Annotated in this window: 11 protein-coding genes and 1 tRNA gene; 3 read left to right on the top strand and 9 right to left on the bottom strand. The window is 59.7% G+C overall.

Annotated features, from left to right (window positions below; genetic code table 11):
* Position 1 precedes the first annotated feature (1 nt).
* Positions 2-1,420: a 3-isopropylmalate dehydratase large subunit gene (gene leuC, locus PSH65_RS11020; protein ID WP_305426226.1), complete on the bottom strand. Its 1,419-nt coding sequence runs from the start codon at positions 1,418-1,420 to the stop codon at positions 2-4.
* Positions 1,421-1,579: 159 nt separating this feature from the next.
* Here leuC and PSH65_RS11015 point away from each other — a divergent pair, with 159 nt between their 5' ends.
* The 3 genes from PSH65_RS11015 (at position 1,580) to PSH65_RS11005 (ending at position 7,638) form a co-directional block, all read left to right on the top strand.
* Positions 1,580-2,470: a LysR family transcriptional regulator gene (locus PSH65_RS11015; RefSeq protein ID WP_305426225.1), complete on the top strand. Its 891-nt coding sequence runs from the start codon at positions 1,580-1,582 to the stop codon at positions 2,468-2,470.
* Between the two features lie 84 nt (positions 2,471-2,554).
* Entirely contained in the window at positions 2,555-5,833 is a 3,279-nt protein-coding gene (locus tag PSH65_RS11010; RefSeq protein ID WP_305426224.1) for a PAS domain S-box protein, read from the top strand.
* Between the two features lie 113 nt (positions 5,834-5,946).
* On the top strand, positions 5,947-7,638 hold the full coding sequence (locus PSH65_RS11005) for a molecular chaperone HscC (RefSeq protein ID WP_305426223.1): 1,692 nt from the start codon (positions 5,947-5,949) through the stop codon (positions 7,636-7,638).
* On the opposite strand, the gene PSH65_RS11000 is transcribed toward PSH65_RS11005, so the two are convergent.
* The 8 genes from PSH65_RS11000 to PSH65_RS10965 all read right to left on the bottom strand — a co-directional run bounded on the left by PSH65_RS11000 (position 7,635) and on the right by PSH65_RS10965 (position 15,053).
* Positions 7,635-10,316: a DUF805 domain-containing protein gene (locus PSH65_RS11000; protein WP_305426222.1), complete on the bottom strand. Its 2,682-nt coding sequence runs from the start codon at positions 10,314-10,316 to the stop codon at positions 7,635-7,637. The genes PSH65_RS11005 and PSH65_RS11000 overlap by 4 nt on opposite strands.
* Positions 10,313-11,011, bottom strand: coding sequence for a DUF1266 domain-containing protein (locus tag PSH65_RS10995; RefSeq protein WP_305426221.1), 699 nt, complete (start codon positions 11,009-11,011; stop codon positions 10,313-10,315). The genes PSH65_RS11000 and PSH65_RS10995 overlap by 4 nt, the downstream gene beginning before the upstream one ends.
* A gap of 189 nt (positions 11,012-11,200) precedes the next feature.
* On the bottom strand, positions 11,201-11,647 hold the full coding sequence (locus tag PSH65_RS10990) for an Hsp20 family protein (protein ID WP_095633298.1): 447 nt from the start codon (positions 11,645-11,647) through the stop codon (positions 11,201-11,203).
* Between the two features lie 120 nt (positions 11,648-11,767).
* Positions 11,768-12,727 (bottom strand): tRNA-dihydrouridine synthase, encoded by a 960-nt coding sequence (locus PSH65_RS10985; protein ID WP_305426220.1) that lies wholly within the window; start codon positions 12,725-12,727, stop codon positions 11,768-11,770.
* A 166-nt stretch (positions 12,728-12,893) separates the two neighbouring features.
* Positions 12,894-13,343, bottom strand: a complete 450-nt coding sequence (locus PSH65_RS10980) for a thioesterase family protein (RefSeq protein WP_030132386.1) — start codon at positions 13,341-13,343, stop codon at positions 12,894-12,896.
* 48 nt (positions 13,344-13,391) lie between these two features.
* Complete coding sequence (locus tag PSH65_RS10975; protein WP_305426219.1) at positions 13,392-14,225, bottom strand: alpha/beta fold hydrolase; 834 nt, start codon at positions 14,223-14,225, stop codon at positions 13,392-13,394.
* Positions 14,226-14,255: 30 nt separating this feature from the next.
* Positions 14,256-14,795, bottom strand: coding sequence for a TetR/AcrR family transcriptional regulator (locus PSH65_RS10970; protein WP_038980068.1), 540 nt, complete (start codon positions 14,793-14,795; stop codon positions 14,256-14,258).
* A 182-nt stretch (positions 14,796-14,977) separates the two neighbouring features.
* Positions 14,978-15,053, bottom strand: a tRNA-Glu gene (locus PSH65_RS10965).
* Positions 15,054-15,068: the final 15 nt, after the last annotated feature.

Here is a 15,068-nt window from a genome sequence, read left to right as displayed (position 1 = left end):
TTTAGATCAATTCACGGACGTCGACGAAACGACCGTTCACAGCGGCGGCGGCGGCCATGGCCGGGCTGACGAGGTGGGTACGGCCACCGGCGCCCTGACGGCCTTCGAAGTTACGGTTGGAGGTCGACGCGCAATGCTCACCCGACTCCAATCGGTCCGGGTTCATCGCCAGGCACATCGAGCAACCCGGCTCACGCCATTCGAAACCGGCCTCGAGGAAAATCTTGTCCAGACCTTCGGATTCGGCCTGGGCCTTCACCAGCCCCGAACCCGGCACCACGATGGCCTGCTTGATGGTCGAAGCCACTTTGCGACCCTTGGCGATCACGGCGGCGGCGCGCAGGTCTTCGATCCGCGAGTTGGTGCAGGAGCCAATGAATACGCGGTCCAGCTGAATGTCGGTGATCGCCTGATTGGCGGTCAAACCCATGTATTTCAACGCGCGCTCGATGGAGCCACGCTTGACCAGGTCCATTTCCTTCGCAGGATCGGGAACGTTCTGATCGACGGCCAAGACCATCTCGGGCGAGGTGCCCCAGCTGACTTGCGGCTTGATCTGAGTGGCATCGAGTTCGACGATGGTGTCGAATTTGGCATCCGCATCGGAAACCAGGTCTTTCCAGGCCTCGACAGCCAAGTCCCATTCCGCGCCTTTCGGAGCAAATGGACGGCCTTTCACGTAAGCCACGGTTTTTTCGTCGGCGGCCACCAGCCCTACGCGAGCGCCAGCCTCGATCGCCATGTTGCAAATGGTCATGCGGCCTTCAACGGACAAGTCACGAATCGCGCTACCGGCGAATTCGATGGCGTGGCCGTTACCGCCGGCGGTGCCGATTTTGCCAATTACTGCGAGAACGATGTCCTTGGCGGTCACGCCAAACGGCAATTGGCCCTCGACCGCCACCAACATGTTCTTCATTTTCTTGGCGACCAGGCACTGAGTAGCGAGCACGTGCTCGACCTCGGAAGTGCCGATACCGTGAGCCAAGGCACCGAATGCGCCGTGGGTCGAGGTATGGGAGTCGCCGCAGACCACGGTCATGCCCGGCAAGGTGGCGCCCTGCTCCGGGCCGATGACGTGGACGATGCCTTGGCGGACATCATTCATCTTGAATTCGACGATGCCGTATTCGTCACAGTTATCGTCGAGGGTCTGAACCTGCAAACGCGAGACCTGATCGACAATCGCTTCGATGCCGCCCTTGCGCTCTGGGGTGGTCGGTACGTTGTGGTCCGGGGTCGCGATGTTGGCATCGATGCGCCAAGGCTTGCGCCCGGCCAGACGCAGGCCTTCGAAAGCTTGCGGCGAGGTCACTTCGTGGATGATGTGACGATCGATGTAGATCAGCGCAGAGCCATCGTCGCGCTGCTTGACCAAATGCGAATCCCAGAGCTTGTCGTAGAGCGTTTTGCCGGCCATCAGACGGTTTCCTCATCAGCTTGTTTCTATGCCCCGGATCTTGAAAATTCCAATAACCCTTTGGCTTGTGAGGTCGATCCTAGGGGGTTACATTAAATAACTCAAATTCATATTTTTCATGCTTTGCATAACCACCTGGAATACAACTGAGACATCATCATGGACCTCGCCAACCTCAATGCTTTTATCGCGATTGCCGAGACTGGAAGCTTCTCCGGTGCCGGCGAACGGCTGCACCTGACGCAACCCGCCATCAGCAAACGCATCGCCGGGCTAGAGCAGCAATTGAAGGTGCGGCTGTTCGATCGACTGGGTCGGGAAGTCAGCTTGACCGAAGCCGGACGCGCCCTGCTGCCGCGGGCCTATCAGATCCTCAATGTGCTGGATGACACCCGCCGCGCCCTGACCAACCTGACTGGCGAAGTGACCGGCCGTCTGACATTGGCCACCAGCCATCACATCGGCCTGCATCGCTTGCCGCCCTTATTAAGGGAGTTCACCCGACGCTACCCACAAGTGGCGCTGGATATTCAGTTCCTCGATTCGGAAGTGGCCTACGAAGAAATCCTCCATGGCCGCGCCGAACTGGCAGTCATCACCCTTGCACCGGAACCTCACACATTGGTCAAGGCCACGCCCGTGTGGGACGACCCGCTGGATTTCGTGGCCGCCCCGGAGCATCCGCTGATCAGCAACGGCGCGGTCACCCTGGCGGATATTGCCTTGCACCCCGCGGTTTTCCCCGGCGGCAACACCTTTACCCATCACATCGTGCAACGCCTGTTCGAGGCCCAAGGCCTGACGCCGAACATCGCCATGAGCACGAATTATCTGGAAACCATAAAGATGATGGTCTCGATCGGCCTGGCCTGGAGCGTTTTGCCGCGCACCATGCTGGACGATCAAGTGGCGCGCATACCTTTGCCGGGCATACAACTCACTCGCCAGCTAGGCTATATCCTGCACACCGAACGGACGCTGTCGAACGCGGCACGGGCCTTCATGGCTCTGCTGGATGCACAAATCGATCAGCCAGGGACTCGCGGCTAAGCTGTGCTTCTTCTTTTTGTGCTACGCCTATAGAGCCCCAAAACCCTGTGCCTAACGCCCAATTCAGCCCAAGGCCTGTTATCCATGCCCAAATCTGTTGAACGTATGCCGCCGATGCCGCGAATTCAGGCACTTGACCCCAAACGGTCCGAGCAGAGCTGGGAAAGTGCCCCGCAGTTGCTGGCGGCCCTCAACGGCGCACGGTTGGGCGCCTGGTATTGGGACATCGAGCGGGGGCAAATCAGTTGGTCCCGGGGCACTCAAGCGCTATTCGGCTTCGATCCCCGCCAGCCGTTGCCAGAAGACCTGGAGTACCTCGACCTGCTGCCTCAGGAGGATCGGGCGAAAGCCATCCGCGCCTTCAATGCGGTGATCGCCGGCGCCCCGCTGGAACAGGCCATGCACCACCGCATCCGCTGGCCCGACGGCAGCCTGCACTGGCTGGAAATCAACGGCAGCCTGCTGCCGGACAAAAACGGCCGGCCGCGAATGATTGGGGTCATTCGTGAAATCACCCATCAGCGCCAGCGCGAACAGGCGCTGAGCAGCTCGGAAAAACGCTTCGCCACGCTGTTTCACCTGTGCCCTAACATGGTCCTGCTGACCCGTCAGGAAGACGGCCTGATCAGCGAAGCCAATCAGTATTTCGAAAGCCTGTTCGGCTGGCCGGTGCAAGACGCCATCGGCCGAACCACGCTGGAACTGGGCCTGTGGGTCAACCCGGAGCAACGGGTGCAACTGGTCAAGGCCACCAAGGCCAAAGGCGAGCTGATCAACATGGAGGTGCAATTTCGCGCCAGCAATGGGCAGGTTCACGACGGCATCCTCAGTGCGCAAAAGGTCGAACTCGAAGGCCAGCCTTATCTGCTGAGCACGTTCCTCGACACCACCGAACGCAAAATTGCCGAGCACGCCCTCAAAGACAGCCAGGAACGCCTCGACCTGGCCCTGGATTCGGCGCAACTCGGCACTTGGGACTGGCACATTCCCAGCGGCATGCTTTACGGCTCGGCGCGGGCCGCCCAGCTGCATGGGCTGGACCCCAAACCCTTCCATGAATCCTTCGACGCGTTTTTCGAAGGCGTGCCCGGCGAAGAACGCGACACCATGCGTGACGCCTACCGCAGCTTGCGCGAAGGCCCGGCCGGCAATTATCAGGTGACATACCGTGTGCAGCTGCCGGATGGCACTTCGCGCTATCTGGAAAGCCGCGCCAGACTCTACCGCGATGACAGCGGTAACCCGCTGCGCATGGCCGGCACATTGCTGGACATCACCGATCAAGTGGAGCGCGAACAGCAACTGATAGCGTCGGAAGAGAAATTCGCCACGTTGTTCCAAGTCAGCCCGGACCCGATCTGCGTCACGCGCCAGGACACCGGCCATTTCATCGAGATCAACTCCAGCTTCACCCAGACGTTCGGCTGGAGCACCGCCGACGTGATTGGCCGCAGCGCCGACGAAATCGGCCTGTGGGACGCCTCGGCAAAAAGCCTGCAAAGGATCGAGCGGGTCATCCGCGAACAGGGCCTGAACAATGTGGCGATCATCGTTCAACACAAGGACGGGCAATCCCTGACCTGCGTGATATCGAGCCGGCAGATCAGCGTCGGCGACCAACCGTGCATCGTCACCACCCTGCGCGACATCACCCAGCAGCAACGTTCGGAAGCGGCGCTCAAGGCCAGCGAGGAGAAGTTCGCCAAGGCCTTCCACTCAAGCCCCGACGCCATCACCATTACCGAGCGCGACACCGGACGCTACCTGGAAGTTAACGACGGCTTCTGTCGCCTGACTGGCTACCGCGCCGATGAAGTGATCGGCCGCACGGTGTATCAAGTCGGTATCTGGGCCGAAGAGAAACAACGCTCGGCGCTGCTGGCGGAGCTGCAGATCAAGGGCCGTGTTCACCATCAGGAAATGCTCGGGCGCAACAAACGCGGCGAGTTGCTGACCGTTGAAGTCTCGGTGGAGCCGATCACCCTCAACGAAACGGCGTGCCTGCTGCTGACCGCTCGGGACGTCAGTTTGCTGAAAAACGCTGAAGCGCAGATCCGTCACCTGGCCTACCACGACCCGCTGACCAATCTGCCCAACCGCGCCCTGTTGATGGATCGCCTGAGCCAGCAGATCGCCCTGCTCAAACGCCATAACCTGCGCGGCGCGCTGATGTTCCTGGATCTCGACCACTTCAAGCACATCAACGACTCCCTCGGTCATCCGGTGGGCGATACGGTGCTGAAAATCATCACCGCGCGCCTTGAAGCCAGCGTGCGCATGGAGGACACCGTCGCGCGCCTGGGCGGTGATGAGTTTGTGGTGCTGCTCAGCGGTCTGGAAGGCTCGCGCAGCGATGTCAGCGCTCAGGTCCGGGAGTTGGCGGACACCTTGCGCGAACTGCTGTCCGAACCGATGTTCCTCGACGGACAGCGCCTGCAAGTGACGCCGAGCATCGGCATCGCGTTGATCCCCGACCACGGCTCGACCCCGACCGATCTGCTCAAACGCGCCGATATCGCCCTTTACCGCGCCAAGGACTCAGGCCGCAACACCACGCAGATGTATCACAACACCATGCAAAAGGCCGCCAGCGAGCGCCTGCGCATGGAAACCGACCTGCGCCTGGCCCTGTCTCGGGGTGAATTCAGCGTGCAATACCAACCTCAAGTGGACGCCCGCAACAATCGCATTACCGGCGCCGAAGCCTTGGTGCGCTGGCACCATCCGCAACTGGGTGCGCAATCGCCCACCGAGTTCATCAAGGTGCTGGAAGACAGCGGGCTGATTCTGGAAGTCGGCACATGGATCCTCGACGAAGCCTGCGCGGCCTTCAAACACCTGATCGCCAAGGGCCTGATCGACCCGCTCGATTTCAGCCTGTGCGTGAATATCAGCCCCCGGCAATTCCGTCAGAACGATTTCGTCGAACGCATCGAACACAGCCTCGGCAGCCATGGCCTGCCCTGCTCGCTGCTGAAACTGGAAATCACCGAAGGCATCGTCATCCAGAACCTGGACGACACCATCAGCAAAATGCGGCGCCTGAAAAAACTCGGCGTGAGCTTTGCCATGGACGATTTCGGTACCGGTTATTCCTCCCTGACCTACCTCAAGCGCCTGCCGGTAGACACCCTGAAAATCGACCAGTCGTTCATCCGCGACGCCACCACCGACCCCAACGATGCCGAAATCATTCGCGCCATCGTCGCCATGGCCCGCAGCCTGGAGCTGGAAGTCATCGCCGAAGGGGTGGAAAACCTGGAGCAACTGGCGTTTTTGCAGGGGCTGGGCTGCCATTTGTATCAGGGGTATCTGCACAGTCGGCCGCTGCCGGTGGAGGAGTTTCAGAAACTGCTCAAATAATCGGGGTCACTGTTGCATCGCACAGGAGACGTTCCGTAACAGGCGCTCCAATTGCCAGTTTTTCTCTCAACCTGTAGGGTCGCGTTTTTTGCACCGCCTCAAAGAGATCAACCATGCAGGATGCAACCCTCCCCCGCCCGGCCTTGCTGGGTATCGACCTTGGCACCACCAATAGCCTGATCGCCGTTTGGCAGGAAGGTCGAGCACAGTTGATTCCCAACGCCCTTGGCGATTTCCTCACCCCTTCAGTGGTCAGCCTCGATGAGGACGACAGCATTCTGGTTGGCAATGTGGCTCGCGCCCGTCTAACCACCCATCCGGAACGCACAGTGGCGGCGTTCAAGCGTTTTATGGGCAGCGACAAACAGTTCGATCTGGGCGGGCGGCAATTCAGCCCGGAAGAACTGTCAGCACTGGTAATCGGCTCTCTCAAACAGGATGCCGAAGCCTGGCTGGGCCATCCGGTGCATGAGGCGGTGATTTCGGTGCCGGCCTACTTCAGTGACGAGCAACGCAAACGCACGCTGTTTGCCGCCGAGCTGGCAGGCTTGACGGTGTCGCGGTTGATCAACGAGCCGACCGCCGCCGCCATGGCATACGGGCTGCACGAACAGAAGTTCGAGCGCACGCTGATTTTCGATCTGGGCGGCGGCACCTTCGACGTCACGGTACTTGAATACGCACTGCCGCTGATTGAAGTGCACGCCTCCACCGGCGACAACTTCCTCGGCGGTGAAGACTTCACTGCAGCGTTGCTACAGGCCTGCCTGAAAGACTGGCAACTCACCCCGCATCTGATCGACGGCCAGGGGTTGGCCAGCCTGGGCGATACTCTGGAGCAACTCAAATGCAAACTCAGTGAAGGCACCCAGCATCTGAACTGGAATGGCGCCGGCGTCTTGCGCGAGTGGTCGCTGGATGAGGCTGCAGCGCTGAAAATCTGGGAGCCGCTGCTGACCCGGTTGCGCGCTCCCATTGAACAAGCCCTGCGCGATGCACGGCTCAAACCCCGGGACCTCGACAGCCTGGTGCTGGTCGGAGGTGCTACGCGGATGCCAGCCGTGCAGCAGATGGTCGCCACACTGTTCGGGCGCCTGCCCTATCGCCACCTCGACCCGGACACGATTGTCGCACTGGGCGCCGCCACCCAGGCGGCGTGCAAAGCCCGCGACAGTGCAATCGAGGAGCTGATCCTGACCGACGTCTGCCCATACACTCTGGGCATCTCGACCAATCGCGGTGCAGACGTCAGCGGCGCCTTCTCACCGATCATCGAACGCAATACCGTGATCCCCACCTCTCGGGTGCAACGCTTTTACACCACCCATCCGCAGCAAAACCAAATCCGTATCGCGGTCTATCAGGGTGAACGGCCGTGGGTGCGGGACAATATTTTCATCGATGCCTTCGATGTCGCGATGACACCCAGCGACCAGACACAGGCCCTGGATGTGCGCTTCAGCTACGACATCAACGGCTTGCTTGAAGTTGACGTGACCCTGCTGGCCAGCGGCGAACGCCACAGCCACAGCATTGATCGCAGCCCCACCGGGCTCGACCCGCAATCACGGCAAAACAGCCATGAACGGCTCAGCGCCCTGAAAATCCATCCACGGGACGCGCTGCCCAATCGCACCCTGCTGGCACGACTGGAGCGAGCGTGGACGCAGAGCCTGGGTGATGAGCGCGAACAAATTGCCGGTTGGCTGGATGCCTTTACCGCCGTGCTCGGTGGCCAGCAATCGGTGGAGATTGCCAGCCATCGGTCACAACTCAATAAAGCGCTGGATCAACTGCGTCTTTAGCCGTTAAGCCGCGGCAGGGTCACCTGCAACCCCCCGGACAGCGTGTCCTCACCGGCGCTGTCCGGCGGCACACCATAGCGGTTAGGCAGCCTGTCGCCAGGAAAACCGAACAACACCAGAGGCAGAAACGGCAATACCGGCGTCAGACAGGCAATAATAAGCAGTGTGGGAATCCCGCGGCCAATGTCATGCAGCCGACGCAGAATCGCACTGAGCAACAACGCGATGCTCAGCAGCAGCATGACAATCCCCGAGACGGCGGTGCCGCTTAGCAGCGCCACGATCGGGGTGATCAGCACACACCCCAGCACTTGCCCGATAAACGCCTTGCGCCCCAATCGCGTGCCCAAGCGCCAGACCGCAACCGACGGCACCGGGCGAGTGTCGCTTTTGGCCAGGAGCAGGCGTTCGCTCCAGGACAGCAAGGCAGTCAATGCCAGACGCAGACCCACACTGTTCGCGGCTTCATCCTTGCCACGCTGCAACTGTTGCAGCACCTTGGTCCTCGGCACTCCTGCCGCACCATAACGAATCAGACTTCTCAGCGTATCGAGGACTTCATAGACCAGCAGCTTGTCGACGTCGAAATCCGTCAGCACTTTGCGCGGCGGCCAAACAGGATCCCCTTTGAGCAAACCATCACGAAACGCTTCGAACCAGTCATCTTCACAACTGATAGCAGCGATGGATTGCAACAGTGCGCGATGCTGCTCGGCGTCAAGGCTCGGATCGTGATACAGCACCCCCCAGAGCAGCATCAGCCCCAGCAAATCCTCGCCGCACGCATCAGGATCACTTTCAATGCAGGTATAGAGCTGCGCATTACCGGGCAGCGCTGCGCTGTCGAGGGCCTGTTGCACATTGAACAGCTGCTGCACGAGCAAACCATGGACCGGATCGGTACCTTGCAGCCACCCCAGCAAACCGGTGCAGTTACCTTGCTCATGCTGCAAACGCCGCAATAACGGCTGGAGCCGACTCAGGGGATGAGCCGGGTTGACCTCCAGTCGCTCCAGGCATTGCGTATCGATCAACGTCAGCCAACGCTCAGGCTGTTCGAGCAATGCCAGCAGGAATACCGTTTGAGCGTGCCATTGCCACGCTGCCTCGCCTTGCGCAATGTCCGGCAGGACTGCGCCTCGCTGCCCCAGTTGAACCAGCAGGCTCAAGCTCCGCAAGTTCGTGTCCGCTTCTGCGTCCAGCAAGTCAAATGCCTGATCGATCCGCACCAGGGCAGACTGGTCGTAAACCCGCAGCCTGCGCAGCCACAGGCGGCAAATCTTGTGCGGCTCTCCTTTTGTCAGTTCCTCGGCCAGTTGCGGCTCAACTGAACGACTGTTGAGAAAGGCCTTCATTGCCAATGGAATCGGCGCCTGATTCAACCAACAGAGTTGCTGCTCTGCCTGATACTTGAACCCGCTCAGCACCAGCCCCTCAAGGGCATCGAACGGGTGCGGCTCGTCCAGTATCTGTTGCAACAACCACACATCACCACGATGCAAGGCCCATGCATGCCGGTACAGACGCTGCAAGCGGGAATCCGCATGCTCCCCTAGCAGCAACGCCAGCAGAGGCAGTTCATCCCCCGTCATCCGCCAGTCGACAAATGCGGCTGCCAAACCTTGCAGATTGAGTTGCCCGACCCCAAGCCAGCGAGCCAGCGTTTCGGGGCGCTGCGAAGGGCTGCCATATTCTTGAGTGACATCGTCGAGGTCATGGGACCAGTCACGGAAATTTTCCAGACGGTCAAATGCCTGAATCAGCAGCGCGAGAAAGTCTGGTTGACGTTTGGCGCAAAGCTCCAGCAAGCAACTTTCAGCCTTCGGTTGACGATACTCCAGCCAGAGCCGAATCCAGCAGGGCAGCGCCTGATCCTCAAGCCCCAACAAACTGTTTTGACAAGCCAACAAATAAAGCCAATCGATATCGTCTGGCGCCTGGCTCTGTTGTTCGACACACAGCTGCAGCAGACCTGCACCACCGATACCCGCCTGAGTAAACCGCACCAGCAAACGCTTGATGAATACTTCGTCCGCCGGCAGCGGCAAGCAGGTGTGATGGCTGGCGAAGTCTTCGAATTCATGGAGCGGACGATGCTCGAAGAGGTAGTCGAGGCTGCGGGCATACCACAGGGTTTCCATCTGCACAGGCTCGGACCACCCGCTCATCAGTGTCGTGTCGAACGGGTCTGGCGTCTTGATGCGTTGCAGGAACTGTTCGACTTTATTCGCCTGCTCGAACCCCAGATCCAGCAGCTGGTGCTCCCAACCCATCCGTTGCGCCAGCAGATTCGCGCAGCGGTAAGACAGCGACCCGGCATTGGCCAATGCATGGAACAACCCCCAACCGAGGTCATCAAGAGCGTCCAGAGGCAACTGATCCAACGCTTTAACGAACGCTTGCCAGGCATCTGGATTGAAGCGCCGAGCCGGATCTTCGAGCAACGCGTAAAAATCCACCAAGGTCTGCGGAACCTCAGGGGCACCAGTACCTTCATCTTCGATTTCGTCCTCTTCATGACGAGCGAAGCGGGTGGCACTTTCATAGGCCTCACGCAGTGCCTGAAAGCCCTCAGGATCACTCTCCGGATGATGTTCCGGTAGACGCGCGCGATAGGCATTTCGAATAACTGTCTGATCTTTGGTAGGTTCTATACCCAGGCGTATCCAGCAACTCATGACCAGTCGAACTCCTCAAGGGACGCCGGGCGTGGCGGTGGGTTGAGGTCCATGTGCCAGGGCAGGTCTATCAGGAAAGAAGGGATGTCGCGCGCAAGACCACGCACTATGAAAGCGCTCCGCGAAAACTCCCCTTGCCGATCAAGCTCGTGAGCCATCTGTTCGTCACTGTTGCCCAGACAGCTCCAGAACGCATGACCGGCCAGGAAACCATTGAAATAGGAGAACCAACTGCCGTAATGGTATTGCGCTCTCACGGCGAGTCGGCCATGCAGCCAAAGACTTTCAGTTAAATCGATCCACTCATTGCGCAAGCCACAGCGCAAGAGAAACCCCATGCGCCCGAGATCCCAAGCCCTGATACCACCCGGCCCACATCCACCGAAGGTACGCCCGGCGAACTCGTGCAAGTCGCGCTCGCGGGGTGACAGCGTTTCAAGCAGTGCCTGCCATTCGCTCGGCAAGCAACGCTGCCACGACCGATATGCCCCATCGAGATGAGAGGCATGACCGTCGTCCGCCATCCCTTCGAGCATGCTTAATAACTGCGGCCGGTCGCTGATGCCCCAGCTGCATTGCAGGTCGATGAATTGCGGATCGGAGTAGAAAGCAGGCTCGTCATAATGGGCGCGAGGATTGAGGGCCACCATCGGCGCAGAAAGACCGCACAGCCAACGCTGTTGTATCTCTTCCATGAAAAAAAACTCCGGGCCGACCAGACAGGATGGGAGTCGGCAAAACTGGCGCGGATTGTAGAGAAACCGTCGCAAGGCGGCAAAGTTTGCAGTGCTGTTTTTCGCCTGGAAACAAAAAGGCCCCGACAAGTCGGGGCCTTCATTCAGCGGGTTACAGCCTGTTCAAACGAATGTATGTCTTCGAATGACTCAATGCTGCAGAGCCGGTTTTTCCGTCCCGTTGATCGGGATGCGTTTGGCTTTCGCTTCTTCCGGAATCACGCGCAGCAGGTCGATACTCAACAAACCGTTGCGCAGTTCGGCGGCCTTGATTTCAATATGGTCCGCCAGACGGAACGACAGTTTGAAGGCGCGCTGAGCGATGCCTTGGTACAGATAAGTGACGTTTTCGTCCGTGTCACGTTTGCCGCCACTGATGGTCAGCACACCTTTCTCCACTTGCAGGTCCAGGTCTTCTTCCTGGAAACCGGCGGCCGCTACGACAATGCGGTATTGGTCATCACCGTATTTTTCAACGTTGTAGGGTGGATAGGTGCTGCCTGGCTCATTGCGCAGGGCGGTTTCGAACAGGTCGTTGAAACGGTCGAAACCTACCGAGGAACGGAACAGTGGAGCCAGGGAAAATGCAGTACTCATGATTCAAATCTCCTGAACATAATCAGCAAGTTTTTTTGTCTCCGCGACCCGAATTCGGCATCGCGTAATCCTTAGATAAGGATCGCTGATTACTTTTCAAGAGATTATTTTAAGATTTTTTCAGGCCGCTTCAGACACCCGCAGACCCAGTAAACGCGAGACATTATCCAGTTCGGTCTCACGACGCAGGACGGTGAACAGCTCTACCGCTTCAGGATAATTGCGGGTCAGCATCGCCAGCCATTGCTTCAAGCGGCCCGGCGATTGACGTGGTGTCATCTGTGCCTTGGCTTGCAGCCAGAAGTCTTGAATCAGCGGCAGCAGCTCGACCCAGGTCATCTCGACAACGTCTTCACCGGCGCGGGCGGCGGCGATTTGCCGGGCCAGATCCGGGCGCGATACCAGACCACGACCGAGCATGATGTCTTCGACGCCGCTGATCTCGCGGCAACGACGCCAGTCTTCGACGCTCCAGATGTCGCCGTTGGCAAACACCGGCACCTTCACCACGTCCTGCACCCGAGGGATCCATTCCCAGTGAGCTGGCGGCTTGTAGCCATCGGTTTTGGTCCGCGCATGGACCACGATGTGCGCCGCGCCGCCTTCAGCCAGGGCGGTAGCACAAACCAACGCACCGTCCGGGCTGTCGAAACCGAGGCGCATCTTGGCGGTCACTGGAATGTGCGCGGGTACGGCACGACGGACGTGTTCGACGATTTGGTTGAGCAGTTCAGGCTCTTTGAGCAGCACCGCGCCACCACGGGATTTGTTGACGGTCTTGGCCGGGCAGCCAAAGTTCAGGTCAATAACCTCGGAACCCAACTCGCAGGCCAGTGCGGCGTTTTCCGCCAGGCACACCGGATCGGAGCCGAGCAGTTGCACCCGCAGCGGCACGCCGGAGGCGGTCCGGGCGCCGGTCAGCAGTTCCGGGCCGAACTTGTGGTAATAGGCAGGCGTGAGCAGCTGATCGTTGATCCGAATGAATTCGGTCACGCACCAATCAATACCGCCCACACGGGTCAGCACGTCCCGCAGGATGTTGTCGACCAACCCCTCCATGGGCGCCAAAGCAATTTGCATGAAAAACACACTCAACGAAAAACGTGCGGCAGTTTACTGGATTGTGCGAGGAATCTGCAGAACATCGCTGATTCCTTGTGGGAGCGGGCTTGCTCGCGAAAGCGGTCTGACATTCAGCATCTCTGTTGAATGTTAAGCCGTCTTCGCGAGCAAGCCCGTTCCCACATTAGATTTTCGCTGAATCCAACTCCTGCAACGCCGGGCCGTAGCCCTCGATGAATTCCGCCGGCATGCGCTTGGGCTTGCCGGTCGACAGTTCGATGCACACGAAAGTGGTCTGCGCCCGTAGCAACGTCGTGTTGTCGCTGGGACGCTTCAACTGGAAGTGTCGGGTCATTTTCAGGCGCTGATCCCAATCGACGATCCAGGTCGCCAACTGCAACTCATCGCCCTCATAGGCTGCTGCCAGGTAATCGATCTCGTGCCGTACCACCGCCATCGCCCGATCCAGCCGACGGTACTCGACCAGGTCCAGGCCCAGCCGTTGCGAGTGGCGCCAGGCACAGCGCTCGAGCCAGGTCACGTACACCGCGTTGTTCGCGTGGCCCAGCCCGTCGATGTCCTCGGCGCCCACTTCCAGATCAATGATAAACGGCGTTGCCCGATCCCAGCCCATGCCCCACTCCCGGTCAGATTATTTCGACCGGGGCAGTGTAACGGAAGCTCAGGCCGATTGGCGCGATTGCAGGCTGCGACCGGCCAGCAGAGAAAGAACGCCATCGATCACCCGCGGATCGGCGAGCACCCGCTGATGACCGCCCTCTTCCAGGCGCAAAAGACGGCTGTCGAACCAGGCTTCGTGGATCAACTGGGATTCCTTGACTGGAACAAAGTTGTCGTCCTCGGCATGGACGATCAGCCCCGGCATGTCGAGCTGATAGCGCGCAACATCCAGCGCAGCGGCGCGCATGCCGACGTCTTTCTCCACCTGGCGAATAAACGCCGAACGCGCTTTGGGCGGCAGGCGCACATAGCGGGCAAAACCGCGCAGCACCCCGAGAATTCGCGCCGGGGCGGCGATCGAGACCAGGGTTTCGGTGCGCAAGCCCAACTGAACGGCGAGCATGGCACTGGCGCCGCCCATGGAGTGACCGATCACCGCTTGCAGCGGCGGCAATTCAGCGGCCGCTTCGAGCATGGCCCGAGCGAACAGCACCACATTCGCCTCGCGACCAGGCGAACGACCGTGAGCCGGGCCATCCAGGGCAACCACGGTGTAACCGGCATCGACCAGCGCCGTGATCAGCGCGGCAAACTGTGTCGGCCGGCCCTCCCAGCCGTGCATCAACAACACCGCCGGCCCTTGCCCCCAACGCAGCGCCGAGAGACCGAAGCGCAAGGTGATTCGTTCGGATTTCGCCAGCAGCGGCAATTCCCAGTCACGCGGCGGTAATTCGCGCGGGGTCATGAATGCCAGGCGCATCTTGCTCGCCATCAGCTTCGGCGCGAACCAGCCCAAGGTGCCATTAACGCCACGAACCCAGCTCAACGTGTTCATCGCCCATCTCCTCAGGCTGACGCCTTTAGGTCATAGCACCGCCGATTTGGCGGCGCGCAGCAAACGATCAGACAACTCTCCTGGCCCCAGCGCCCGCGCCAGAGCCAAACCACCGACCATCAAGGCGATGTCGGCCAAGACCTTGTCGGTGTCTTCCGGGCTGGCCGCCAACTGCGCGACCATCAACTCAACATGCTCATTCAACGCCACACGAAATTCGTCGGGCAGACGGCCCAGCTCGCCGACCGACGCCGGAATCGGACACGCATGCTCGGTGGAATCACGGTGTTTACGCGACAGGTAGAACGCCGCGACCAGCGCGCGACGCTCTTCGCCGGTCAACTCGGCGTCCATGTCGGCGATCAAGCCACGACGATGGCTGAGCAGCTGCTTGAACGCTTCCAGCATCAATGCGTCCTTGCTTTCGAAGTGCGCGTAGAAGCCACCGACCGTCAGGCCAGCCGCGCCCATCACTTCGCCCACGCTCGGCTCGGCCGGGCCGCGCTGGATCAGCGCTGCACTGGCAGCCTTGAGGATGCGTTCGCGGGTTTGAGCTTTTTTATCGTTCATCGTTGCCTCCGAATATTACGACTAGAATATTATTCTCATAATAATTTTTCGCAAGTCGTGGATGTGACCGCTGGTCTGAAGAACAGGTGAGAGGGAAAAGGAGAGTTGGCCAAACGCCAGACAAACAAAAGGGCCATTCAATAATTGAATGACCCTTAAAAATCCCGCAGAGCGGGTAATCGTGGCGTCCCCTAGGGGACTCGAACCCCTGTTACCGCCGTGAAAGGGCGGTGTCCTAGGCCACTAGACGAAGGGGACACAAACCCTTCTATA

Origin of the sequence: Pseudomonas sp. FP603 (assembly GCF_030687415.1) — a bacterium.
GTDB classification, from domain to species: Bacteria; Pseudomonadota; Gammaproteobacteria; order Pseudomonadales; family Pseudomonadaceae; genus Aquipseudomonas; species Aquipseudomonas wuhanensis.
This window is presented reverse-complemented; position numbering and strand designations above follow the sequence as displayed.

Excerpts from the sequence above, each read along its gene's own strand:
- PSH65_RS10985 (WP_305426220.1), bottom strand. The coding sequence starts at position 12,727 with ATGCAAATTGCTTTGGCGCCCATGGAGGGGTTGGTCGACAACATCCTG.
- PSH65_RS11010 (WP_305426224.1), top strand. The coding sequence starts at position 2,555 with ATGCCCAAATCTGTTGAACGTATGCCGCCGATGCCGCGAATTCAGGCA.
- PSH65_RS10990 (WP_095633298.1), bottom strand. The coding sequence starts at position 11,647 with ATGAGTACTGCATTTTCCCTGGCTCCACTGTTCCGTTCCTCGGTAGGT.
- PSH65_RS10975 (WP_305426219.1), bottom strand. The coding sequence starts at position 14,225 with ATGAACACGTTGAGCTGGGTTCGTGGCGTTAATGGCACCTTGGGCTGG.
- PSH65_RS10970 (WP_038980068.1), bottom strand. The coding sequence starts at position 14,795 with ATGAACGATAAAAAAGCTCAAACCCGCGAACGCATCCTCAAGGCTGCC.
- PSH65_RS11000 (WP_305426222.1), bottom strand. The coding sequence starts at position 10,316 with ATGAGTTGCTGGATACGCCTGGGTATAGAACCTACCAAAGATCAGACA.
- PSH65_RS11005 (WP_305426223.1), top strand. The coding sequence starts at position 5,947 with ATGCAGGATGCAACCCTCCCCCGCCCGGCCTTGCTGGGTATCGACCTT.
- PSH65_RS10995 (WP_305426221.1), bottom strand. The coding sequence starts at position 11,011 with ATGGAAGAGATACAACAGCGTTGGCTGTGCGGTCTTTCTGCGCCGATG.
- leuC (WP_305426226.1), bottom strand. The coding sequence starts at position 1,420 with ATGGCCGGCAAAACGCTCTACGACAAGCTCTGGGATTCGCATTTGGTC.
- PSH65_RS11015 (WP_305426225.1), top strand. The coding sequence starts at position 1,580 with ATGGACCTCGCCAACCTCAATGCTTTTATCGCGATTGCCGAGACTGGA.
- PSH65_RS10980 (WP_030132386.1), bottom strand. The coding sequence starts at position 13,343 with ATGGGCTGGGATCGGGCAACGCCGTTTATCATTGATCTGGAAGTGGGC.